The organism is Bradyrhizobium sp. USDA 372 (genome assembly GCF_053629095.1).
The window spans coordinates 7,711,808-7,734,002 of sequence record NZ_JBRJHR010000001.1 but is presented as its reverse complement, the minus strand read 5'-3'; the positions used below and the strand labels follow the sequence as shown (position 1 = coordinate 7,734,002).

The window sequence follows — 22,195 nt, the reverse complement described above, 5'->3', positions numbered from 1 at the left end:
CTCGCAATGACGGTGGTTAGCGACTGAGCCACTCCAGCACACCCCTGCCCGCCGCGGCCCCCGTCGCAAACGAAGCCTGCAACAGATAGCCGCCGGTTGGTGCTTCCCAATCGAGCATCTCGCCCGCGGCGAACACTCCGGGCAGCTTACGCAGCATGAAGTGTGCGTCGAGCTCGTCGAAGGTGATCCCGCCCGCCGTCGAGATCGCCCGATCGATCGGAGCCACGCCGGTGAGCTGAAGCGCAATGGCGTTGACCAGCTGCGCCAGCTCGGCCGGCGAGAACGCGGCCAGCGGCCGGCCAGAGGCGATGGCCGCTTCCTGCATCACGCCGATGCCGGCCGGCGACAATTGCGCGGCCTTGCGCAGGAAGTTCGCCAGCGATTGCTTGCCGCGCACGCCCGACAGCCGCGTGGTCAGCGCCGCGGCGTCGAGGTCGGGCCGCAACGCGATCATCAGCGTCGCCTGCCCGAGACTCAGCACCGCCTCGCGCAGCTCTGACGAGAGCGCATAGATCGCGCCGCCTTCGATTCCGCTGCGGGTGATCATGGCTTCTCCGCGCACCGTGTGTGCGCCGATCGTCAGCGCCACGCCCTTGAGCGGCTGGCCCTCGAAACGGTCGCGGAACACTTTGGACCAAGCGACCGTGAAGCCGGAATTGGCGGGCCGCAACTTCGAGACGGCAACGCCTCTTGCGGTGAGGATCTCGACCCAGCTTCCGTCCGATCCGAGCCGCGGCCAGCTTGCGCCGCCAAGGGCGAGCAGCGTGGCGTTCGCTTCGATGGCGGAGACACCTTTCGGCGTCTGAAAGATCAGCCGTCCCTCGCCGTCCCAGCCGATCCAGCGATGGCGAAAAGCAAAGCCGACACCGCCGGCATCGAGCCGCCGCAGCCAGGCGCGTAGCAAGGGCGAAGCCTTGAAGGCCTTGGGAAACACGCGTCCGCTGCTGCCGACGAAGGTCGGCTCGCCCAGCGCTTCGCACCAGGCCCGGAGCGCATCGGGTGAAAACGCGTCGATCGCCGCTTGCAGCTTCGGTGCGGCCTCGCGGTAGCGCGCCGTGAACTGCGGCAGCGGTTCGCTGTGGGTGAGATTGAGCCCACCGCGGCCCGCCATCAGGAACTTGCGCCCCGCAGACGGCATCGCGTCGTAGACCGTGACGCGCGCGCCTCCTGACGCCAGCACCTCCGCCGCCATCAGGCCGGCGGGACCTGCGCCGATGACGGCGACGGCCGTCAGAGCTTGATCCCCGCCCGCGCCGCGGCCTGCGCGACGTATTTCTGCGTCTGCTCGAACGCGCCCTGCAGCGCTCTGGCCTTCGACATGTCGCTGATCTCGGCGAAATGCGCGGCAATCGCATCGGGCGTCCACTCGCTCTCCGGCAGGTTGATGCCTTCGCTCTCCAAAATCTTGATCACCGCAAACGAGCCGGCACCGGCGCCCATGATGGTGCGGGTCGGGGCATCCTCGCTCAGCATGTACTCGACCGCGGGCGTGATCGCGTTCGGCTTCATCAGCTGCAACGCCTGCGGCGGCAGCAGCTCTTCGGTCATGCGCGTCGCCGCCGTCGGCGAGATGATGTTGACGCGGATGTCGTTCTTGCGACCTTCCTCGGCGAGCACGTTCATCAGGCCAACCATGCCGGTTTTGGCGGCGCCGTAATTGGCCTGGCCGAAATTGCCGTAGAGGCCGGAGGACGACGTCGTCAGCACGATGCGACCGTAATTGCGGTCACGCATGCCGGCCCAGGCCGCCTTGCAGCAATAGAAGGTGCCAACGAGATGCACGTCGAGCACCTTCTGGAAATCGGCGACTTCCATCTTGCCGAACGACTTGTCGCGCAGGATGCCGGCATTGGCGCACAGAAGATCGACGCTGCCCCACTCCCTGGTGGCGCGCTCGACCATGGCGGTGACCTGCTCGAAATTGGAGACGTCGGCGCCGTCGGCCATCGCGGTGCCGCCCGCTTTGCGGATCTCCTCGACCACCGCTTCGGCCGGCGACAGCGAGCCGCCGGTGCCGTCGCGCGCGCCGCCGAAATCGTTGACCACGACCTTGGCGCCGCGGCTGGCCAGCCCCAGCGCATGCGCGCGTCCGAGACCATTGCCCGCGCCGGTGACGATGGCGACGCGTCCGTCGAACCTGATTGCCATAGTGCTTCCTTTCTTCCTTCGCCCCTTGTGGGAGAAGGTGGCGCGCAAGCGCCGGATGAGGGGTTGTCTCGGCAGATGAGCGTGTGGAGAGAGACCCCTCACCCGGCTTCATCTCGCTCCGCTCGATTTCGCCACCCTCTCCCACAAGGGGAGAGGGTGCACCGAGCACGAATTGACAGCTTTTTGAGCAGCGATGGGTTGCCGGGTCAAGGCCGGCAACGGCGGCACGGGCCTATTCGAAATAGATCAGGCCGAGCCAGTCGGCGACCAGCGCCGGCTTGTCCTCGCCCTCGATCTCGACCGTGACGTTGGTGCGGGACTGCAATTCGTTCGGCTTGCGGAGCTTGGCTTCCGCCAGCACGAAGCGGCCGCGCACGCGCTTGCCGGAGCGCACCGGCGAGATGAAGCGCAGCTTGTCGAAGCCGTAATTCACGCCCATCGTGGTGCCGGCGATGACAGGCATCACCTCGTAGGACATGACCGACAGCAGCGACATCGTGAGAAAGCCGTGCGCGATGGTGGTGCCGAAGGCGGTCTCCTTCTTCGCGCGGTCGGGATCGACGTGGATGAACTGGTGATCCTCGATCACGTCGGCATAGGTGTCGATGCGGGGCTGATCGATCAGATGCCATGAGGACACGCCGATCTCCTTGCCGACGATGGCCTGATAGGCTTCGAGCGTTACAGGTGGTTTCTTCCAGACTTCGTTCACTTAGGTCTCACTCCGTGTCTTCGCCAGCTCCGGAAACTCCTCCTCACGGAATTCCCGGCCGCGCAAGGGATCGCTCCGATCATCGTCGCGTTCGAGCCGTCGTAGCTGGACGCGGCGGATCTTTCCAGAGATCGTCTTCGGGAGCTCGGTGACGATTTCGAGGCGGCGGATGCGCTTGAACGGCGCCAGACGCGCGTGCAGGTGCTTGAAGATGGAGAGCGCGGTTTCCGGCGTCCGCTCCGCGCCCGCGGTCAGCAGCACGAAGGCTTTGGGGATCGCAAGCCGGATCGGGTCCGGGCTCGGCACCACCGCAGCTTCCGCAACGAGCTCGTGCTCGAGCAGGACGCTCTCCAGCTCGAACGGGCTGATGCGATAGTCGGAGGATTTGAACACGTCGTCGGAACGGCCGACGAAGGTGAGATAGCCGTCCTCATCCGCAAACACCACGTCGCCGCTGCGATAGAGCGCGCCTTCGGCGCCGGACAATTTGCCGTCGTCACCCTGATAGCCCTGCATCAGGCCGGCCGGGCGGTCATCACCCAGCACCAGCGTCACGTCGCCCTCCCTTGCGGGATTGCCGTCGGCATCGCTGATCTGCACGCGATAGCCCGGCAGCGGACGGCCCATCGAGCCGATCTTGATGGGCTGCCCCGGCGAGTTGCCGGCGAGCGCGGTGGTCTCGGTCTGGCCGTAGCCGTCACGGATGGTGAGGCCCCAGGCGACCTGCACCTGATCGATCACTTCAGGATTGAGCGGCTCACCGGCGCCGCAGACCTCGCGAAGCGCCACCTTGAACGCGGCGAGGTTCTCCTGGATGAACAGCCGCCACACCGTCGGCGGCGCGCACAGCGTGGTGACGCCGCAGCGGCCGATGGTGGCGAGCAGCGCCTTGGCGTCGAAGCGCGGCTGGTTGACCACGAACACGGTCGCACCGGCATTCCACGGCGCGAAGAAGCAGCTCCAGGCATGCTTGGCCCAGCCGGGCGAAGAGATGTTGAGATGGACGTCGCCGGGCTTCAGGCCGATCCAGTACATGGTCGAGAGATGGCCGACGGGGTAGCTGCGCTGGCTGTGCCGCACCAGCTTTGGTTTTGCTGTCGTGCCCGAGGTGAAATAGAGCAGCATCGGGTCGTCGGCATGGGTCGGACCATCAGGCGCAAAACTCTCGGAGGCCTTTGCCGCCTCGTCATAGGCAAGCCAACCGTCGGAGTCCGCGCCGACGACGATGCGGACGACATTCTCCGCGCCCAAGCTCGCGAACTTTGCGACCTGGTCCTGCGCCGCGATCACCGCCCTCGCCTTGCCGCGATCGAGCCGGTCGCGCAGCTCGTCGGCGGTCAGCAGCGTCGTGGCGGGAATGACGACCACGCCGAGCTTCATCGCGGCGAGCATCGTCTCCCACAGCGGTACCACATTGCCGAGCAGCAGCAGGAGATGATCGCCGCGCTTCAAACCCTGCGCGCGAAGGAAGTTCGCGACCTGGTTGGAGCGACGCGACAGCGCCGCGAAAGACAGCTTTGTCTGCTTGTCCTGGGCGGCGTCGACGATCCAGAGCGCGGGCCGATCCTTGCTGTCCGCATTGGCCGCGAGCTCAGCGTCGAACCAGTCGAGCGCCCAGTTGAAAGGAACCGGATCAGGCCAGCGGAAACCTTTGACCGCTGCGTCGTAATCCGTGCGGTGTTGCAGAAGGAACGCGCGTGCTTCCTGGAATGTGGTCATCAAGCTTTCCCGGCCAAACTCCTAACGTGCTTGATAATTCCGGAAAAATCCACCCCGCCCTGGCCGGCTGCGTCGAAAGACTGATAGATCTCCTGCGCATGCTTGCCGAGCGGCGTCGCCGCGCCCGCAGCTTTCGCCGCATCCTGCGCCAGGGTGAGGTCCTTCACCATCAGCGCCGAGGCAAAGCCCGGCTTGTAATCGTTGTTGGCCGGCGAGGTCGGCACCGGGCCGGGCACCGGGCAATAGGTCGTCAGCGACCAGCACTGGCCGGACGAGGTCGAGGCGACGTCGAACAGCGCCTGATGCGAGAGCCCGAGCTTCTCACCGAGCGCAAAGGCTTCGCTCACCGCGATCATGGAAATGCCGAGGATCATGTTGTTGCAGATTTTCGCGGCCTGGCCGGCACCGGCCCCGCCGCAATGCACGATCTTCTTGCCCATGTTCTCGAGCACGGGCTTTGCCGCGGCAAATGCCTTCTCCTCGCCGCCGCACATGAAGGTGAGCGTTGCGCCCTTGGCGCCGCCGGTGCCGCCGGAGACCGGCGCATCGACCGAGAGCACGCCGTGCTTGGCGGCGAGCGCATGCGCGGCCCGCGCGCTCTCGACGTCGATGGTGGAGCTGTCGATGATCAGCGTCCCCTTGGTCATGACAGGCACGACCTCGTTCCAGACGCCGAGCACGTGCTTGCCTGCGGGGAGCATGGTGACCACGACATCGGCGCCCTTCACCGCGGCGGGCGCGCTGTCGGCAATGCTGGCGCCATCGGCCCTGGCCTGATTGCGCGAGGCTTCGACGAGATCGAACGCCACCACCTTGTGGCCGGCCTTGACGAGGTTGGCCGCCATCGGGCCGCCCATGTTGCCGAGACCGATGAATGCGATCGTGGCCATTGTCGTTTCCTCCGCTGTCGCGTTGTTAATTGAACTTCAATTCGTCCGCGCCGATCTCGGCGAGATAGGGCGCCAGCATCTCAGGCGTCACATCCTCGATTGCTCGCGGCGACCAGGTCGGGTTGCGATCCTTGTCGATCACGGCGGCGCGCACGCCTTCGCGAAAATCATCGCTCCGAAACACTTCCAGTGCGGCGCGGTATTCGCGCACCAGGCACTCTTCCAGGCTCGATCCGCGCGCAAGCCGCAGCAGTTTGAGCGTCACCACCATGCCGCGCGGCGATTTTTCGCTCAGCGTCTTCAGCGTGGCCAGCGCGAACTCGGAACCATCGCGCTTCAGCGCAGCGAAAATGTCCTCCATGCGGTCGAAGCCGAACAACGCATCGATGATCGGCTCCCTGGCGGCGACCGGCCCCGCAGTCTCGCCCGTCGCAAAGCCGCTGATGAGCTTGCCGACATCGTCAGCGGTCGCACCAAGGCGCAGCTTGGTCAGCGCCTCGCGCAGCTCCGGCAATCTCGCCGCCGGCACGACCCAATCGGCAAACTTCGCATGGATCGCGTCAGGCCCGTTCATGGTCTGGCCGGTCAGCCCGAAATAGGTGCCGATCTCGCCCGGCGCATGCGACAGCAGATAGGTGCCGCCGACATCGGGGAAGAAGCCGAGGCCGACTTCGGGCATCGCGAGCTTCGTGCGATCGGTGACGACGCGGTGGCTGGCATGCGCGGAAAGCCCGACGCCGCCGCCCATGACAATGCCGTCCATGAAGGCGACATAGGGTTTTGGAAACTTCTTGATTCGGGCATTGAGGATATACTCCTCCCGCCACAGGATCTTGCCGAGATCGCCACCAGCCTTCGAGCTTTCCCAGAGCGTGCGGATGTCGCCGCCGGCGCAGAGGCCACGCTCGCCGGCGCCTTCAAGCAGGATCACGGCAACGGCAGGATCAGCCTCGAAGCGGTCGAGCGCCTTGTCGATGTCGCGAAACATCTCCAGCGTGACGGCGTTGATCGCCTTGGGGCGGTTGAGCCTGATGATGCCGGCGGCGCCCTCGACGCGGGCGACGAGATCGCCCTCTTCTGCTGCCGTCATCGCGCGCCCTCGATCAATTTGCGCGCCACGATGAGCCGCATGATTTCATTGGTGCCTTCGAGGATCTGGTGCACACGTAAGTCGCGCACGATCTTCTCGATGCCGTACTCGCTGAGGTAACCGTAGCCGCCGTGAAGCTGCAGCGCATGGTTGGCGACCTCAAAGCCGACATCGGTGCCGAAGCGTTTCGCCATGGCGCATAGCATGGTGGCGTCAGCGTCCTTGCGGTCGAGCGCCGCCGCAGCACGCCACAGGAAGGTGCGCGCGGCCTCGAGCTCGATCGCCATGTCGGCAAGACGGAATTGCAGCGCCTGGAATTCGTCCAGCCGCTTTCCGAACGCCTTGCGATCCTTCATGTAGGCGCGTGCCTTATCGAGCGCGGCCTGCGCGCCGCCGAGCGAGCACGCAGTAATGTTGAGACGGCCGCCGTCGAGGCCGGCCATCGCGATCTTGAACCCTGTGCCCTCCTCGCTCAGGCGGTTGGAAACCGGCACGCGGGCGTTCTCGAATATCACCGCCCTAGTCGGCTGCGCGTTCCAGCCCATCTTGCGCTCATTGGCGCCGAAGGAGACGCCGGGTGTCTTGCCGTCGATGACGAGGGTCGAGATGCCGCCGGGACCATCGCCGCCGGTCCTGACCATCGCGACCAGAACGTCGGTGCCGCCGGCGCCGGAGATGAACTGCTTCTGGCCGTTGAGGACGTAATGATCGCCGTCGCGTACCGCGCGGGTGCGCAGCGCTGCCGCGTCCGAGCCGGCGCCCGGCTCGGTCAGGCAGTAGCTCGCGATCAGCTCCATGGTGCAGAGCTTTGGCAGCCATTGATGGCGCTGGGTGTCGCTGCCGAAGGCATCGATCATCCAGCTCGCCATGTTGTGGATGGAGATGAAGGCCGAGGTGGTCGGACAGCCCGTCGCCAGCGCCTCGAAGATCAGCGCCGCGTCGAACCGCGTCATGGCGGAGCCGCCGACATCCTCGCGGATGTAGATGCCGCCCATGCCGAGCGTAGCCGCCTCGCGCATCACGTCGACGGGGAAATGCTTCTCCTCGTCCCAGCGCAGCGCATGCGGCGCGATCTTCTCCGCCGCAAACGCCAGCGCCATGTCGCGAAGGACGACCTGATCCTCGTTCAGAGCGAATTGCATGCTGGGCTCCTCACCTTCCTCGTCATTGCGAGGAGCAGAGCGACGAAGCAATCCAGACTGTCTCTGCGGAAAGATTCTGGATTGCTTCGCTGCGCTCGCAATGACGGGCTGGGCTACAGCCTTACTTCATCAGCGGGATCGAGAACTCCGCACCCTCCTTGACGCCGGACGGCCAGCGCGAGGTCACCGTCTTGGTCTTGGTGTAGAAGCGGACCGAATCCGGACCGTGCTGGTTGAGATCGCCGAAGCCCGACTTCTTCCAGCCGCCGAAGGTGTAATAGGCGATCGGCACCGGGATCGGCACGTTGATGCCGACCATGCCGACATTGACCTTGGCCGCGAAGTCGCGCGCGGCATCGCCGTCGCGGGTGAAGATGGCAACGCCGTTGCCGTAGTCGTGGTCGGACGGCAGCGCCAGCGCTTCCTTGTAGTCATGCGCGCGCACGACCGAGAGCACCGGGCCGAAGATCTCTTCCTTGTAGATCCGCATGTCCTTGGTGACGTTGTCGAACAGCGAGCCGCCGAGATAGAAGCCGTTCTCGTAGCCCTGCATCTTGAAGCCGCGGCCGTCGACCGCCAGCGTCGCGCCTTCCTTGATGCCGATGTCGATGTAGCTCTTGACCTTCTCGACCGCCTCACGCGTCACCAGCGGACCGTAATCGGCCGACGGATCGATCGAAGTGCCGATCTTCAAGGATTCCACGCGCGGGATCAACTTTTCCATCAGGCGGTCGGCGGTGGACTTGCCGACGGGGACGGCGACCGAGACAGCCATGCAGCGCTCGCCGGCTGAGCCGTAGCCGGCGCCGATCAGCGCGTCGACGGCCTGGTCCATGTCGGCATCGGGCATGACGATGGCGTGGTTCTTGGCGCCGCCGAAGCACTGGCAGCGCTTGCCGGTCTGGGCCGCGCGCTCATAGATGTACTGCGCGATCGGCGTGGAGCCGACGAAGCCGACGGCCTTGATATCGGGATCGTCGAGGATGGCGTCGACCGCTTCCTTGTCACCATTGACGACATTGAGGATGCCGGCCGGCAGGCCCGCCTCGATCATCAGCTCGGCGAGCAGCATCGGCACGCCGGGATCGCGCTCCGACGGCTTCAGGATGAAGGCGTTGCCGCAGGCGATCGCGGGGGCGAACTTCCACATCGGGATCATCGCCGGGAAGTTGAACGGCGTGATGCCGGCAACGACGCCGAGCGGCTGGCGCATCGAATAGATGTCGATGCCGGGACCGGCGCCTTCGGTGTATTCGCCCTTCATCAGATGCGGAATGCCGCAGGCGAATTCCGCGACTTCGAGGCCGCGCTGAATGTCGCCCTTGGCGTCCGGCACGGTCTTGCCATGCTCACGCGCCAGCAGCTCGGCGAGCTTGTCGTAGTCGCGCTGCACCAGCTCGACGAACTTCGACATGACGCGGGCGCGGCGCTGCGGGTTGGTCGCGGCCCATTCCGGCTGCGCGGCGCGCGCGTTCTCGACGGCGGCGCGAACCTCGGCCTTGGACGCCAGCGCGACCTTGGCCTGTACGTCGCCGGTCATCGGCTCGAAGATGTCGGCAGTGCGGCCCGAGGTGCCCTTAACTTCCTTGCCACCGATGAAATGTCCGACTGAACGCATGGAATGATCTCCTTGAGGTCGAGCTTGAACGCTTTGACAAATCCTATCGACCTGCATTTATTGGGATTCAAGTCTGAGATAATGCACCATAGATGTGCGAAAATGCTGGATCAAGGTACCATCGACTGGGACGACTTTCGCTTCGTGCTGGCCATCGTGCGGGGCGGCTCGGTGTCGGCTGCGGCAAAACAGCTGGGGGTCGACCATGCCACGGTGATCCGCCGCGTCGACCGGCTGGAGAAGCACCTCTCGGCCAAGCTGTTTGACCGGCGCAAGACCGGCTACCTCCTCACCGAGGCCGGCCAACGCGTCGCCGACAGCGCCGAAGCCATGGAATCCACCATCGTCGCCAACCAGGAGCAGGTCGGTGGCTCGGTCGCGCGGCTGACCGGAACGGTGCGGATCGGCGCACCCGACGGGTTCGGCACCGCCTTCCTGGCGCCGCGGCTGGCGCCGTTCGCGGACCGCTATCCCGATCTGGATCTGCAACTTGTGGCCACGGCGCGGCTGTTCAGCCTCTCCAAGCGCGAGGCCGATATCGCCATCAGCCTGACCATGCCGAAGGAAGGTCGCATCGTCGGGCGCAAGCTGCTCGACTACCGGCTTGGACTCTATGCGGCCCCCGCCTATCTCGACCGCTTCCCAAAAATCGCCTCGCGGCAGGACCTGACGCAGCACCGCTTCGTCGGCTATATCGAGGAACTCTTGTTCACGCCGGAGCTCGATTATCTGCCGCAGGTGTCGCCGCGGATCTCGGCGCGCTTTCGCAGCGCCAATCTGATCGCGCAGCTCAACGCCACGCTCTCAGGCTTCGGCATCGCCGTCCTGCCCCACTTCATGACGAGCGATTATCCGCAGCTGGTGGCCGTGCTGCCGGAGGAGATTTCGATCACGCGGACATTCTGGATGCTGATGCACGCCGACAGCAAGGACCTGGCGCGGATCAGGGCCGTGGCGGATTACATTTCGGAGATTGTCGAGCGCGAGCGGGCGTTGTTTGCAGGGCGGTAGCACCGCTGCCGTAGGACCTCCTACCCTTGGTCAAGGGGAACGTCCTTATAGGGCAATATGGTAGCGCCGTGCTCGATGCAGTCCAGGACGCTGCGCGCCGGCTTTGCCGGTGCCTTCGGCATCCTGGACAGCATCTGCGGGCGGCGCTCTGGCGCTCGGCAGGTCGGGACGAAGGAATGGTCGCCCGGCCGAACAAAGGAATGGGGCTCACCCGTTCGCGGAGTTCTTTGTGCCGTTATGGTCCGCATCGTATGGGGTCTGTCGCTTGAGCGTCGTGCACAGGGCAAAAAGCAAGCGATCTCCCACGCTGCGCAGAGCCCGCGCGTGACCGTGTCCTTTTCTGCGCAAGGCATCATACCGTCGCCTGCTGGCAGCGTCGTGTTGGATGGCGACACGCGACCAGTGATGGACGGCGCTCTGTAGCCGCCTGTTGCAGGCGAGGCGGCGGATCACGAAGCGTTGTTTGCCGCTTTGCCGCGTCACCGGCGCAGCCCCTGCCAAGGCGCGCAGAGCATGGTAATCTCGTCTGCGCAGGGGCTCTGCGGCCTCGGCGAGCAGTGTGGCGAGATTGATCCTGCCGATTCCTGGCCAGGAGCGTAGGATCGTCACGTCGCACTGCTCCGAGCTCTGCCCCGACGGCTTCTCCTCTCCTTCGAACTCGGCACATAGCCGGTCCAGGTTCTGATGAGCCTCTTTGATCTGCCGATTGACCAGGTGCAGACGTGCCGCCAGGCTGCGGATGTGAGCGCAGGCTGCCTCCGTCGTGCCGGGGGCTACGAACAGCGGTGCCTCGCGCAAAGTCCCGAGCACCGTCGCCGCATTGAGACGGCGGATACGATAGTCCCTGAGAACACCTGCGATGGCCTTCTCGCTGGCCTTGACCGCACTGGCGGGGGTCGGCACCTTCTGCCAAAGCGCCAGGAACCATTCGTCGGCGACATCGTCGGTCAACTTGGTGGCCTGGGGATAATATCGCCACAACTGCTGACGCAAGCGGTTGGCAAGCCGCGTGCGTTCCTGCTGCAGTTCGTCCGCCAGGCGCGACCACTCCCGTAGCTCAATCATCGCCGCATCGTCTGCCACAAGCCGACGGAAAGCAGCACGGTCAGTGCGCAGCGAGGCGCCGAGCACATGAGCATCGCGGCGGTCGTCCTTGGCACCGGCCACCGTGAAGCGATCGCGGAAGCGATCCAGTTGCTTGGGATTGATGGCAAACACCGCAAACCCGTGCTCGAGCAGCATCTCCACCACCGGGCCGTGCGGCATCTCGATCGCCACGGCGATCTGTCCCGGTGCGGCCTTGGTCTTCTCCAGCAGCCAGTCACGCAACTCCGTCAGCCCGGCGCCGCCATGGTCGAACTCGTGCTGCGCAACCTGTCTTCCCGCGGCATCCAGCAGGCAAACGCTATGGCTCCGCGTTGCCCAGTCGATCCCGACGAACCAGCGTACATCTTCGATCATTGTTGAGACCTCCTTGCTCGCAAGGCGGGCCACCACGATCCTGATCAGTCCCTGTACCGGCGCTCTTGGCGCGACCTCCTACCGGATCTCGATCGCGGTCGCTCCGCCGGGGCGCGGTTCCTACGTCGGTGCTCGAGGCACAGGTGGACAAGGCTGCTCCCGGCGGATCGGCCCGGACGGCCAGTCTACATCCGAAGGCCGCCACGAACCCCACAAGGGTACAGGGTGGGTTAGCCGAAGGCGTAACCCACCTCTTCTGTCTCCGCGGACAGACACAGTGGTGGGTTACGCCAAGCGAATGCGCTTCGCGCAATCGCATGGCTAACCCACCCTACGGCACCTCGCCTAGTTCTGCTTCGCCTTCTTCGCCGCCGCCCCCTTCGGCTCACGCTTCGCGCCCTCGAGCGCGTGGTCCCGACCCGCCTTCAGCACCTCGTCGGACAATTCGCTCGAGCCGGCGATGCGCGCCAGCAGCATGGTACCGGCCATCGTCGCCAGCGTCGCGATCGCCTGCTTGCGGGCTGCCTTGCGCGGCGCGTTCGGAATGTAGTCGGTCATCAGCTCGATCATCTCGTCGAGCTTGCCGGCGAAGGCCTTTCTGGTCTTCGGGCTCTCACGAGCGATCTCGGCGCCGAGCGAAGGGATCGAACAGCCGTGGCCGGGATTGTCGCGGTGCAGCGCCGAGAGATAGGCCTCGGCGATCAGCGCCAGCCGCTTCTCCGGCGAGGCCTCGCCGGTGAGCTTGCGCCAGTGTTCCATTGAGCGGTCCATGGCGTAGGCAAAGGCTTCGATCACCAGCGCCTCACGAGAGTCGAAATGCGCGTAAAAGCCGCCGTGGGTCAGGCCCGCCTCCTTCATGAGGTCGGCGACGCCGATGCCATGGGCACCCTTCTCCCGCAGCCGCACCGAGGCCTTCTTCACGATGCGGTCGTGGGTTTCCTGCTTGTGTTCCCGGGAATAGCGCATGCGGAGCTCATTGGATGTCGGAGATCATCTCATAACACGCAAATGACGAAATGGGTGCATTAATTCATGTTAAGTTGCTTCCGATCATGGAGAACGTTGCAGTTGCGCGCACCGCGAGGGCCCCCTTGCCGTCCCGGACGAAACCTTCGGTATAGCTGGTCTGGCGCCCGAGCTTGATGATCTTGCCCTCGGCCGAGATCAGCCCCGAGCGAACCGATAGCGGGCGCAGATAGGTCAGCTTCAGATCGAGGGTCACCGAGCTTTGTCCGGCCTCGAGTCGGGTCGAGATGGCACATCCCATGGCGGTATCGAGCAGCGCCGCGGCGGTCGCGCCGTGCAGAAGACCGATGGTGTTTTCCAGATCCTCGCGCGGCTCCAGTTCCATGACGATCCGGCCCGGCTCGACCACGGCCATGATGAACCCGATCAGCTTTGCGAAGGGCGGCGGCGGCAGCCGGCCGTCACGGATGCCCAGCATGGCCTCCATGCCCGACAGACCCATGGCCACCTTGGCGACCGGCGCAGGCACCTGCCAGTCCACCACGCGTTCGCGCCGCTGCTCCGGCGAAAACAGGTCGAGTCGATCATTACCGGTCATGGCAGCCTCTTTAGATGATATGCATCATACTATGCCACGGACTTCACGCTGGCAACTCCGCTGCCCTGCCCGCTTGACAAGCCGGGGGTTTCGGCCCGGAAGTGATCCCGACCGGCGCACCTTGCGCATGTCCACGAAACCTCGAGACTCCACGATGGAAATGCTCAACAACCACTGCGGCGTGACGCGCGATGTGCGCGGCGTCGTTCACGTCGCCATCTGCAACGCCGGCCCGCTCAACATTCTCGGCTCGCCGGTGACCGACGCCGTGCGCGAAGGCCTGCAGCAGCTAAGCTCCGACCGCAGCATCCGCGTCGTGGTGCTGCGCGGCCAGAGCGAGAAGAGCCTGATCGGCGGGGCCGACATCAAGGAGATGGCCGGGCTCGACCAGAGATCCGCGGAAGCCTTCATCAGCCGCCTGCGCGATCTCTGCGAGGCGGTGCGCCAGTTCCCGGCTCCGGTCATCGCACGCATGCCGGGGTGGTGCCTCGGCGGCGGGCTCGAAGTGGCAGCGGCCTGCGACTTCCGCATCGCCGCGCACGACGCCCATTTCGGCATGCCCGAGGTGCGCGTCGGCATCCCCTCGGTGATTCACGCCGCGCTGTTGCCGCGCCTGATCGGCTGGGCCCGCGCGCGCTGGCTGGTGATGACGGCGGAGAACATAGATGCAGCCACTGCGCTCGCCTGGGGGCTGATCGACAAGGTCGCGCCGGAGGGCGGGCTGGATGCGGAGATCGAGCACCTGGTGAAGGCCTTGCTCGAATGCGGCCCCGAGGCGCTGCGGTCGCAGAAGGCGCTGCTGCGGCAGTGGGAAGAGCTGCCTCTGACCGAGTCGGTGAATTTGAGCGTGAAAGTGTTCGGCGAGTCGTTCCTGACGGATGAGCCAACGCGGTTGATGGGCGCGTTTGTGAACCGGAAGCGGTAAACCCTTCGATACCGGTGTCATGCCCCGCGAAGGCGGGGCATCCAGTACGCCGCGCCTTCTCGGTTCTAACCGCGTCGTCCCTGGAATACTGGATCACCCGCCTTCGCGGGTGATGACAGTGTACGGTCGATTGACACCTTCCCGATCGAACGACCAAATCTCATCCGGCCCACGACATTTTCTCATCCCTGCCGCGGTTGCATTTTTTGCGCCGCATCATATGATGATCGTCATCTTACCTATCATCGCCAGGGAGCCCATCATGGCCGAAGCCGCCGATCCCGTCGTCATCGTCTCCGCCGCACGTACCCCGCTCGGCCGCTTCATGGGCGAATTGTCGCCGCTCCCCGCGCACAAGCTCGGCTCACACGTGATCGGTGCGGCGCTGGAGCGCGCCAAGCTTGCGCCCGAGAAGGTCGACGAGGTCTTCATGGGCTGCGTGCTGCCGGCCGGTCAGGGCCAGGCGCCGGCGCGGCAGGCGGCGCGCAGCGCGGGTCTGCCTGACGCGACCGGTGCCACCACCGTCAACAAGGTCTGCGGCTCCGGCATGAAAGCGACCATGCTGGCGCACGACATCATCCGCGCCGGCTCGGCCGACATCGTCGTCTCCGGCGGCATGGAGAGCATGAGCAACGCGCCCTACCTGCTGGCCAAGGCGCGCGGCGGCTATCGCTTCGGCCATGACCGCATCATCGACCACATGATGATGGACGGCCTGGAGGACGCCTACGAGACCGGCCGGTCCATGGGCGATTTCGGCGAGGCCACGGCGGAGGCTTACCAGTTCACTCGCAAGGACCAGGACGCCTATGCGATGGAGACGCTGAGCCGCGCCCGCAAGGCCGTCGAGGGCGGCGCATTCAAGGCTGAGATCGCGCCGATCACGCTGACCGAAAAGGCCGGACCGCGCGTGATCGCCAACGACGAGCATCCGCTGAAGGTCGACCCCGCCAAGATCCCCGGATTGAAGCCGGCATTCCGCGCCAACGGCACGATCACGCCGGCCGCCTCCTCCGCCAATGCCGACGGCGCCGCCGCGCTGGTTCTGACCAAGCGCTCGCTTGCTGACCGGGGCGGCCTGCCCGTTCTCGCCGAGATCAAGGGCCACGCCACCCACAGCCAGGAGCCGCAATGGTTCACCACAGCGCCGATCCCGGCGATCCGCAAGCTGCTCGACAAGATCGGCTGGGCTGCGTCCGATGTCGACCTGTTCGAGATCAACGAGGCTTTCGCCGTGGTGGCGATGGCGGCGCAGCGCGATCTCGGCATTCCCCGCGAGAAGCTCAACATCAACGGCGGCGCCTGCGCTCTGGGCCACCCGATCGGCGCCACCGGGGCGCGGCTGATCGTGACGCTGCTGCATGCGCTGGAGGCCAACAACCTCAAGCGCGGTATCGCGGCGCTGTGCATTGGCGGCGGCGAAGCCACCGCAATCGCAGTCGAACGGTCAGCTCGCTGACCGCGAATGTCCGAAATTGAGGGAAGTCGGGCATTTTAGACTTTCCTTGTCTGTGCCAGATTGCAACGATGATGCGGGTCTCTCTGGGGCCCGCCAACCAAATTGAGGCCCGATGATCTCGAACTGGCTCGCGGCAGCACTGTCCCGCCGCAACATCCATTACGGCTGGGTGATGGTCGGCGTGACATTTCTCGCCGCGCTGATCAGCGCCGGCACGGTGGGCGCGCCCGGCGTGTTCATCGTGCCCCTGCAGAAGGAGTTCGGCTGGAGCACGGCGGAGATTTCCTCCGCGTTGTCGATCCGCTTCATCCTGTTCGGGCTGATGGCGCCGTTCGCGGCCGCCCTGCTCAACCGCTATGGCCTGCGCAACGTCACGCTGGCCGCTCAGCTGATCGTGGTCTCGGCGCTCGTGCTCTCGCTCGGCATGACCGAGGTCTGGCAGCTCATTGCTCTCTGGGGCGTGGTGATCGGGATCGGCACCGGCATGACGGCCTTGGTGCTCGGCGCGACCATCGCCACGCGCTGGTTCGCGGCAAGGCGCGGCCTCGTCGTCGGCATCATGACCGCGAGCGTCGCCACCGGCCAGCTTGTGTTCCTGCCGCTGCTCGCAAGCCTCACCGAACGTTTCGGCTGGCGGCTCGCGCTCGGCTTCGTCTGTATCATGCTCGGCGTTTCCGCCCTGGCCGTGCTGCTCGCGATGCGCGACCGCCCCAGCGACGTCGGGCTGCGGCCGTTCGGCGACGAAGGCACCGAGCCGCTGCCCGCGCCGCCGGTCAGCCACGGCTCGATTACGGGCGTTGCGCTCGGCACGTTGCGCGACGCCTCGACATCGACGGCGTTCTGGATCCTGTTCGCGACCTTCTTCGTCTGCGGCGCCTCCACCAACGGCCTCGTGCAAGTGCACCTGATCCCGATGTGCCTCGATTTCGGCATCCCGCAGGTGCAGGCGGCGAGCCTGCTCGCCGCGATGGGCATCTTCGATTTCTTCGGCACGATCATGTCGGGCTGGCTGTCGGACCGTTACGACAACCGCTGGCTCCTGTTCTGGTACTACGGCCTGCGCGGGCTCTCGCTGATCTTCCTGCCGTTCAGCGATTTCTCGTTCTACGGCCTCTCGGTCTTCGCAATGTTCTATGGTCTCGACTGGATCGCAACGGTGCCGCCGACGGTGCGGCTCACTGCGCAAAAATTCGGGCCCGAGCGCGCCAATCTGGTGTTCGGCTGGATCTTCGCCGGCCATCAGCTCGGCGCCGGCACCGCGGCGTTCGGCGCAGGCTTCTCGCGCACGGTCTACCAGAGCTACCTGCCCGCCTTCTTCATCGCCGGTGCGCTCTGCGTGTTCGCGGCCTTGATCGTGCTGGCGCTGTCGCGGCAGCCGAAACTGCAGCCGGCGACGGCCTGAAGCCGGCTGACGACCCGATCGTGATGGTGACGCCGGACCCGGCGGCGTCACCATCCGCAAGACGCGCTCGGCCACATTCCCGTTAGACTCCTCGCGCCAAACGTGGACAATGCCCTCTGCACGTCACCGTGCGCAGTGCACACCAAGATGCGCCAGAGGAAACAAATGCCGGCTGCCTTCCCGTCGTCCCCACCCGCCATCCCAACCGCCCCCTTGACCGCCGAGATGCGCGATGCGTTGCGCGCGATCGTCGGCGAGAAGGGCCTGATCGAGGACGAGCACGGCAAGCACCCGTTCGTGACGGATTGGCGGGGATTGCTGGTCGGCAGCGCCGGCGCCGTCGTTCGTCCTGGGAGCACCGAGGAGGTCTCGAAAGTGGTCCGGCTCTGCCATGAGCACGGCGTCGCGATCGTGCCGCAGGGCGGCAACACCGGCCTGATGGGCGGGGCGACGCCCTGGCCTGCGCACACCGGCATCGTGCTGTCGCTCGGCCGCATGAACCGTGTGCTGGAGATCGATCCCGTCGGCTATTCGATGACGGTCGAGGCCGGCTGCGTGTTGCAGACGCTTCAGGAGACCGCAAGCCAGCACGACCGCTTCCTGCCGCTCAGCCTCGGTGCTCAGGGCTCCTGCATGATCGGCGGCAATCTCTCCACCAACGCCGGCGGCGTGCAGGTGCTGCGCTACGGCAATGCCCGCAATCTCGTGCTGGGGCTCGAGGTCGTTCTGCCGAGCGGCGAGGTCTGGGACGGATTGCGCGCGCTCAAGAAGGACAACACCGGCTACGACCTCAAGCACCTGTTCATGGGCGCCGAGGGAACGCTGGGCATCATCACCAAGGCCGTGCTCAAGCTGTGGCCGGCGCCCAAGGACGTCTGCACGGCGTGGCTGGCGGTCCGCGATCCCCGCGCGGCGCTGGAAATCCTGTCCGAGGCGCACGCGGCATCGGAGGACAATGTCGGCTCCTGCGAGCTGCTCAGCCGGGCCGCCATTGACCTTTCCCTGCGCCACATTCCCGGCACGCAGGATCCGCTGAAGGCGGACACGCCCTGGTATCTGCTGCTGGAATGGTCGTCGGCGCGCCCGCGCCAGGACGGAACCGAGGGCATGTCCGGCAAGATGGAACAGTTTCTCGCCGATCAACTCGAAGCCGGTCGCGTGCTGGATGCTGTGATCGCGCACACATTCGCTCAATCGCGCAACATGTGGCGCATCCGAGAAGCCATGGCGGAGGCTTCACGCGCCGAAGGACCGGGGATCAGTTTCGACGTGTCGGTTGCGATCTCCAGGATTCCGGAGTTCATCGACAAGGGCCTCAGGGCCGTGCTCGACATTCTCCCGACCATCCGGCCCTATCCGCTCGGGCACATCGGCGACGGCAATCTGCACTTTTCGTTCATGGGGCCGAAGGGCATGGACCAGCAGACGCTGAACCAATACACGGCCGCCATCACGCGGGCCGTGAACGATCTCGTCACCTCCATGGGCGGCTCGATCTCGGCGGAGCACGGCATCGGGATCGACAAGCTCGACGAGCTCAGCCACTACCGCTCCAAGACCGAGCTCGACATCATGCGCAGCATCAAGCGCGCGCTCGATCCTGAGAACATCATGAATCCCGGCAAGGTGCTCCGGCTGTGATCGACTGCGAGGCCGGCGCCAACAATTGGTTCGGCGTTGCCGGGTCGCAAAGATGTTGCGACCCGCCCGCGATTCCCGGAATGCTATCCGCTGTCCTCAAGCCACCGAGCCGCCGCGCGGATTGACAACCGTATACCCTCGCAACGAGCGCGCGTGGATTCGCGTCGTGCGCCCGCCCGAGTTGGCGTCATAGGCCATCCAGACGTCGCCTCCGAGGTGCTGCTCAAGGACGAAAACGTGTCCTCGTCGCGCAGCAACCATTCCCGGTGCGGGTGATGTCCTGGGAAAGCGGAGCCAGTTGGACGCAAGATTCAATTCCGGCACGATGCGGCCGAACACGCGCAGAGCCGCGCCGCAGCCGCAGAACGACGAGGGGCAACCGGCCGGACGGCCGCCGACGACGCGAGCGCCGTGAGCACCGGAGACCGTCGCCGGCGTGGTCGTGCCCCCAGCATCAGTCACTGTCAGTTGTGCGGAGCGGTACGCTTGCAGCGTGGGGCTGGAAACCGGCGAAGATCTGGAAGCCAGTGAGGGCCTGGAAGCCCGCTCGCGTCGCGTCTGCGAAAACGAGAAGTCGCAGGGCATGGTGACGTTGCATTCAGGAGCTTGATGAGTTCGGTAAGGGCGCGCTTCCGAAGCGACAGAACCCAAGGCAACGAAGACGCACGCAGAAAATACTCGCTTGAACATTGCAGGACTCCAAATGAGAGACCCTGCCCCGGGCAACGAGAAACCAATAACAGTTTGGCTGAAATGGGCCTAAACAGCGGCTGAAAGTGGCTGCGCTTGCGCGCAACAACTGCAAGATTTCATAGCCTACACGTAGCGCTGGAGATGATTAACTCGCAGCGCACGAATGCTCGATCAGCGCGTCAAGCCCGCGGCATGCAACCAATTCGATCAATGCTACGGCCGGATCGTCATGTTCTCCGGCGGCCCCACTTTGCGTAGCGGCTCGGCGAGGCGGGCGAACTCGCACAACAGCGAGCGCGTCTTCCTGGGATCAATGATCTCCTCGACCCAGAATTTTTCGGCCGAGCGGAACGGCGAGCGGAGCTTGTTGAGGCGCTCCTCGATCTCCTTCAGCTTGGCCGCCTTGTCTTCCGCCGCGTCGATGTCGGCGCGGTAGGCGGCTTCGATGCCGCCTTCGAGCGGCAGCGAGCCCCAATAGGCTGACGGCCATGCGTAGCGGATCGAGAAGCGGTCGGCCGGCTGATGCACGACGCCGGCAACGCCGAAGGCATTGCGCAGGATCACGGTACACCAGGGCACGGTGGTCTGGTTGACCGCGGCCATGGCGCGGACGCCGTGGCGGATGGTGGCGGCCTTCTCGGCATCGAGACCGATCATGAAGCCCGGGCAGTCCATGAGATAGACCACCGGCAGGTGGAAGGTCTCGGCGAAGTCGACCCAGCGCACCACCTTCTGGCAGGCATCGGCCGTCCAGGAGCCGCCATAGTGGAAGCTGTCGCTGGCGAGCAGCAGCACCGCCCGGCCCTCGAGCCGCGCGAGGCCCACGATGATCGGCTTGCCGAAGTTCTTCCCGACCTCGAAGAACGAGCCCTTGTCGACGACGGACTCGATGATGGGCCGCATCTTGTAGACCTGCTTGCGGTTGCGCGGCACCGCGTTCATCAACGCTTCGTCGCTACGCTCGGGGTTGTCGGTGCAGGGCAAGGTCGGCGGCAGCTCGTAGACGGAAGACGGCAGGTAGGAAAGAAAGCGCCGCGCGCAGGCGAACGCCTCCTCCTCGGTGTCGACGGCATGATCGACCGCGCCGGCGCGGGTCTGGATATCGGCGCCGCCGAGCTCCTCCTTGGTTAGATCCTGCCCCAGCGCCTTCACCACCGGCGGGCCTGCGACGAACATCGCGGACTTCCGGGTCATGATGGAATAGTGGCTGGCGGCAAGACGCGCGGCCCCCAAGCCCGCCACCGAGCCGAGGCCGAGCGCGACCACCGGCACGCGCGAGAGGTTCTCCGTCGTGAAGCGATACCAGCGCGTGCCGCCAATGCCGCCAGGCAGATTGGCCGCGCCCTTGGTCTCGATGGTCTTGACCGATCCGCCGCCGCCGGAGCCCTCGATGATGCGGACGATGGGCAGACGGAAATCGTGCGCCATCTCCTCCGCCATGAGCGGCTTGGCCGAGATCGACGCATCCGCCGAGCCGCCGCGCACGGTGAAATCGTCACCGACCACGACCAACGTGCGGCCGTCGACGCGCGCGCGGCCGAACACGCAATTGGCCGGCGTGAGCTTCTTCAGATCGCCGCTGGAATCGTACTCGCCGATTCCGGAGACGGCACCGATCTCGTGAAAGCTGCCTTTGTCGATCAGCTTGTCGATACGCTCCCGAACAGTCAGCCGGCCCTGGTCATGCTGTCGCTTGACCTTGTCAACGCCGCCCATCTCCCGCGCGAAGGCTTCGCGCCGGGCGAGCTCGTCGAGTTCCGGCTTCCAGTTCATTCACTCCCTCCGAATGGATCGGCTTGTTATTGTTGTGCACGGCCATGGCGACCGGCTTACGCGAGATACGGTTGTTGAAGGCGTCGCCCTCCGCGCCTTCCATCAGGCTGCCGAGCGAGCGGCCAAGCTGGAGCATCAGCGGCGCGACTTCGTCGTGCAGACGCTGCTCGTCATACATCGCCGACAGAAGACCGATCGTGATGACGACGAAGGTCTGGTATTGCGGCGACCAGATCGGCACCGCGAGGCCGTTGATGTGCGGGCTCCAGAGGCCGCAGGCCACGACATAGCCGCGCTCGCGCAGCATCTGCCGGTTGGCCTCGATGCGGGGCTTGAGAATCTTGGCAGCCTCGGGGGCTTCGCGCTCCATGTCTGCGACGAAGGCATCGCCGACTTCCGGCGCCAGGGCCGCGGTGTAGGCCGCGCCTGCGGCGGTCGAGGCCATCGAGATGCGGCTGCCGGTACCCTCGTGCAAGCCGAGCGCGGTCGGCGAACGCGCGAATTGGAGATAGACGAGATGGAAGCGGTCGGGGACGACGAATCCGACCGTACCCGGCAACTGCTCGGCGACTTCCTGCAGCCGCTGGCGAATCATGCTGCGCAGCTGCGCGCCCTTCATCATCGATGCGCTCATCGCCACCGCGCTCGGGCCGATGCGATACTTCTGATCGCGCGGGAGATACACGAGCTGACCCATGCGGGTCAGCGTGTGCGTGAGCCGCGATACTGTCGAGCGCGGCAGACCGCAGCGATTTGAAATCTCGAGATTGCCGAGTCGCGCCTCGTGGCCCTCGAAGCATCGCAACACGTCGAACGCGCGCGACACCACCTGGATCACATCACCCTCACCGGCTTCACCAGCGAGCGCACCTTGCCTGCTCAACCGCTCCGAACGTCGTCCCATGATCCCTACCGTTATGTTCCGCTCTGCGGAATTAAATTCCACT

19 protein-coding genes are annotated in these 22,195 nt (G+C 65.4%); 5 read left to right on the top strand and 14 right to left on the bottom strand.

The window, feature by feature from the left end:
• Window positions 1–16: 16 nt before the first annotated feature.
• The 8 genes from AB7M16_RS35950 to AB7M16_RS35915 all read right to left on the bottom strand — a co-directional run bounded on the left by AB7M16_RS35950 (window position 17) and on the right by AB7M16_RS35915 (window position 9,319).
• Window positions 17–1,234, bottom strand: coding sequence for an NAD(P)/FAD-dependent oxidoreductase (locus tag AB7M16_RS35950; protein ID WP_453947316.1), 1,218 nt, complete (start codon window positions 1,232–1,234; stop codon window positions 17–19).
• The gene (locus AB7M16_RS35945) at window positions 1,231–2,148 is read right to left on the bottom strand and encodes an SDR family NAD(P)-dependent oxidoreductase (RefSeq protein WP_453946868.1); all 918 of its coding nucleotides are present in this window, start codon (window positions 2,146–2,148) and stop codon (window positions 1,231–1,233) included. The genes AB7M16_RS35950 and AB7M16_RS35945 overlap by 4 nt, the downstream gene beginning before the upstream one ends.
• Before the next feature lie 232 nt (window positions 2,149–2,380).
• On the bottom strand, window positions 2,381–2,860 hold the full coding sequence (locus AB7M16_RS35940; RefSeq protein ID WP_453946867.1) for a MaoC family dehydratase: 480 nt from the start codon (window positions 2,858–2,860) through the stop codon (window positions 2,381–2,383).
• On the bottom strand, window positions 2,861–4,579 hold the full coding sequence (locus AB7M16_RS35935; RefSeq protein WP_453946866.1) for an AMP-binding protein: 1,719 nt from the start codon (window positions 4,577–4,579) through the stop codon (window positions 2,861–2,863). It lies immediately after the preceding gene.
• On the bottom strand, window positions 4,579–5,499 hold the full coding sequence (mmsB, locus tag AB7M16_RS35930; RefSeq protein ID WP_453947315.1) for a 3-hydroxyisobutyrate dehydrogenase: 921 nt from the start codon (window positions 5,497–5,499) through the stop codon (window positions 4,579–4,581). Before mmsB ends, AB7M16_RS35935 begins: the two co-directional genes overlap by 1 nt.
• Complete coding sequence (locus tag AB7M16_RS35925; RefSeq protein ID WP_453946865.1) at window positions 5,495–6,559, bottom strand: enoyl-CoA hydratase/isomerase family protein; 1,065 nt, start codon at window positions 6,557–6,559, stop codon at window positions 5,495–5,497. The genes mmsB and AB7M16_RS35925 overlap by 5 nt, the downstream gene beginning before the upstream one ends.
• The gene (locus AB7M16_RS35920; protein ID WP_453946864.1) at window positions 6,556–7,701 is read right to left on the bottom strand and encodes an isobutyryl-CoA dehydrogenase; all 1,146 of its coding nucleotides are present in this window, start codon (window positions 7,699–7,701) and stop codon (window positions 6,556–6,558) included. The genes AB7M16_RS35925 and AB7M16_RS35920 overlap by 4 nt, the downstream gene beginning before the upstream one ends.
• A 121-nt stretch (window positions 7,702–7,822) precedes the next feature.
• The gene (locus AB7M16_RS35915; RefSeq protein WP_453946863.1) at window positions 7,823–9,319 is read right to left on the bottom strand and encodes a CoA-acylating methylmalonate-semialdehyde dehydrogenase; all 1,497 of its coding nucleotides are present in this window, start codon (window positions 9,317–9,319) and stop codon (window positions 7,823–7,825) included.
• A 102-nt stretch (window positions 9,320–9,421) separates the two neighbouring features.
• Here AB7M16_RS35915 and AB7M16_RS35910 point away from each other — a divergent pair, with 102 nt between their 5' ends.
• Window positions 9,422–10,330 carry a LysR family transcriptional regulator gene (locus AB7M16_RS35910; RefSeq protein ID WP_453946862.1) on the top strand — a complete coding sequence of 303 codons (909 nt, stop codon included), beginning with the start codon at window positions 9,422–9,424 and terminating at the stop codon, window positions 10,328–10,330.
• Window positions 10,331–10,537: 207 nt separating this feature from the next.
• Here the strand turns inward: AB7M16_RS35910 and AB7M16_RS35905 are convergent, their stop codons facing one another.
• The 3 genes from AB7M16_RS35905 to AB7M16_RS35895 all read right to left on the bottom strand — a co-directional run bounded on the left by AB7M16_RS35905 (window position 10,538) and on the right by AB7M16_RS35895 (window position 13,355).
• Entirely contained in the window at window positions 10,538–11,791 is a 1,254-nt protein-coding gene (locus tag AB7M16_RS35905; RefSeq protein ID WP_172789764.1) for an IS110 family RNA-guided transposase, read from the bottom strand.
• Window positions 11,792–12,136: 345 nt separating this feature from the next.
• Window positions 12,137–12,757, bottom strand: coding sequence for a TetR/AcrR family transcriptional regulator (locus AB7M16_RS35900; RefSeq protein WP_172786345.1), 621 nt, complete (start codon window positions 12,755–12,757; stop codon window positions 12,137–12,139).
• A 64-nt stretch (window positions 12,758–12,821) separates the two neighbouring features.
• The gene (locus tag AB7M16_RS35895; protein WP_453946861.1) at window positions 12,822–13,355 is read right to left on the bottom strand and encodes a PaaI family thioesterase; all 534 of its coding nucleotides are present in this window, start codon (window positions 13,353–13,355) and stop codon (window positions 12,822–12,824) included.
• Between the two features lie 154 nt (window positions 13,356–13,509).
• Here AB7M16_RS35895 and AB7M16_RS35890 point away from each other — a divergent pair, with 154 nt between their 5' ends.
• The 4 genes from AB7M16_RS35890 to AB7M16_RS35875 all read left to right on the top strand — a co-directional run bounded on the left by AB7M16_RS35890 (window position 13,510) and on the right by AB7M16_RS35875 (window position 18,782).
• Complete coding sequence (locus AB7M16_RS35890; protein ID WP_453946860.1) at window positions 13,510–14,280, top strand: enoyl-CoA hydratase; 771 nt, start codon at window positions 13,510–13,512, stop codon at window positions 14,278–14,280.
• Between the two features lie 262 nt (window positions 14,281–14,542).
• Complete coding sequence (locus AB7M16_RS35885; protein WP_453946858.1) at window positions 14,543–15,739, top strand: acetyl-CoA C-acyltransferase; 1,197 nt, start codon at window positions 14,543–14,545, stop codon at window positions 15,737–15,739.
• A 112-nt stretch (window positions 15,740–15,851) separates the two neighbouring features.
• Window positions 15,852–17,141 (top strand): MFS transporter, encoded by a 1,290-nt coding sequence (locus AB7M16_RS35880; RefSeq protein ID WP_212257453.1) that lies wholly within the window; start codon window positions 15,852–15,854, stop codon window positions 17,139–17,141.
• Window positions 17,142–17,306: 165 nt separating this feature from the next.
• Window positions 17,307–18,782 (top strand): FAD-binding oxidoreductase, encoded by a 1,476-nt coding sequence (locus AB7M16_RS35875; protein ID WP_453946857.1) that lies wholly within the window; start codon window positions 17,307–17,309, stop codon window positions 18,780–18,782.
• A gap of 96 nt (window positions 18,783–18,878) precedes the next feature.
• On the opposite strand, the gene AB7M16_RS35870 is transcribed toward AB7M16_RS35875, so the two are convergent.
• The 3 genes from AB7M16_RS35870 to AB7M16_RS35860 form a co-directional block, all read right to left on the bottom strand.
• Entirely contained in the window at window positions 18,879–19,472 is a 594-nt protein-coding gene (locus tag AB7M16_RS35870) for a hypothetical protein (protein ID WP_172786339.1), read from the bottom strand.
• 216 nt (window positions 19,473–19,688) lie between these two features.
• Window positions 19,689–21,248 carry an acyl-CoA carboxylase subunit beta gene (locus tag AB7M16_RS35865; RefSeq protein WP_260383329.1) on the bottom strand — a complete coding sequence of 520 codons (1,560 nt, stop codon included), beginning with the start codon at window positions 21,246–21,248 and terminating at the stop codon, window positions 19,689–19,691.
• On the bottom strand, window positions 21,178–22,152 hold the full coding sequence (locus tag AB7M16_RS35860; protein WP_172786337.1) for an IclR family transcriptional regulator: 975 nt from the start codon (window positions 22,150–22,152) through the stop codon (window positions 21,178–21,180). Before AB7M16_RS35860 ends, AB7M16_RS35865 begins: the two co-directional genes overlap by 71 nt.
• Between the last annotated feature and the right edge of the window lie 43 nt (window positions 22,153–22,195).

Bases quoted from the DNA above. Each gene is read 5' to 3' on its own strand.
- AB7M16_RS35945 (WP_453946868.1), bottom strand. From the start codon at position 2,148: ATGGCAATCAGGTTCGACGGACGCGTCGCCATCGTCACCGGCGCGGGC.
- AB7M16_RS35935 (WP_453946866.1), bottom strand. From the start codon at position 4,579: ATGACCACATTCCAGGAAGCACGCGCGTTCCTTCTGCAACACCGCACG.
- AB7M16_RS35925 (WP_453946865.1), bottom strand. From the start codon at position 6,559: ATGACGGCAGCAGAAGAGGGCGATCTCGTCGCCCGCGTCGAGGGCGCC.
- AB7M16_RS35920 (WP_453946864.1), bottom strand. From the start codon at position 7,701: ATGCAATTCGCTCTGAACGAGGATCAGGTCGTCCTTCGCGACATGGCG.
- AB7M16_RS35915 (WP_453946863.1), bottom strand. From the start codon at position 9,319: ATGCGTTCAGTCGGACATTTCATCGGTGGCAAGGAAGTTAAGGGCACC.
- AB7M16_RS35910 (WP_453946862.1), top strand. From the start codon at position 9,422: ATGCTGGATCAAGGTACCATCGACTGGGACGACTTTCGCTTCGTGCTG.
- AB7M16_RS35905 (WP_172789764.1), bottom strand. From the start codon at position 11,791: ATGATCGAAGATGTACGCTGGTTCGTCGGGATCGACTGGGCAACGCGG.
- AB7M16_RS35900 (WP_172786345.1), bottom strand. From the start codon at position 12,757: ATGCGCTATTCCCGGGAACACAAGCAGGAAACCCACGACCGCATCGTG.
- AB7M16_RS35895 (WP_453946861.1), bottom strand. From the start codon at position 13,355: ATGACCGGTAATGATCGACTCGACCTGTTTTCGCCGGAGCAGCGGCGC.
- AB7M16_RS35890 (WP_453946860.1), top strand. From the start codon at position 13,510: ATGGAAATGCTCAACAACCACTGCGGCGTGACGCGCGATGTGCGCGGC.
- AB7M16_RS35885 (WP_453946858.1), top strand. From the start codon at position 14,543: ATGGCCGAAGCCGCCGATCCCGTCGTCATCGTCTCCGCCGCACGTACC.
- AB7M16_RS35880 (WP_212257453.1), top strand. From the start codon at position 15,852: ATGATCTCGAACTGGCTCGCGGCAGCACTGTCCCGCCGCAACATCCAT.
- AB7M16_RS35875 (WP_453946857.1), top strand. From the start codon at position 17,307: ATGCCGGCTGCCTTCCCGTCGTCCCCACCCGCCATCCCAACCGCCCCC.
- AB7M16_RS35870 (WP_172786339.1), bottom strand. From the start codon at position 19,472: ATGTTCAAGCGAGTATTTTCTGCGTGCGTCTTCGTTGCCTTGGGTTCT.
- AB7M16_RS35865 (WP_260383329.1), bottom strand. From the start codon at position 21,248: ATGAACTGGAAGCCGGAACTCGACGAGCTCGCCCGGCGCGAAGCCTTC.
- AB7M16_RS35860 (WP_172786337.1), bottom strand. From the start codon at position 22,152: ATGGGACGACGTTCGGAGCGGTTGAGCAGGCAAGGTGCGCTCGCTGGT.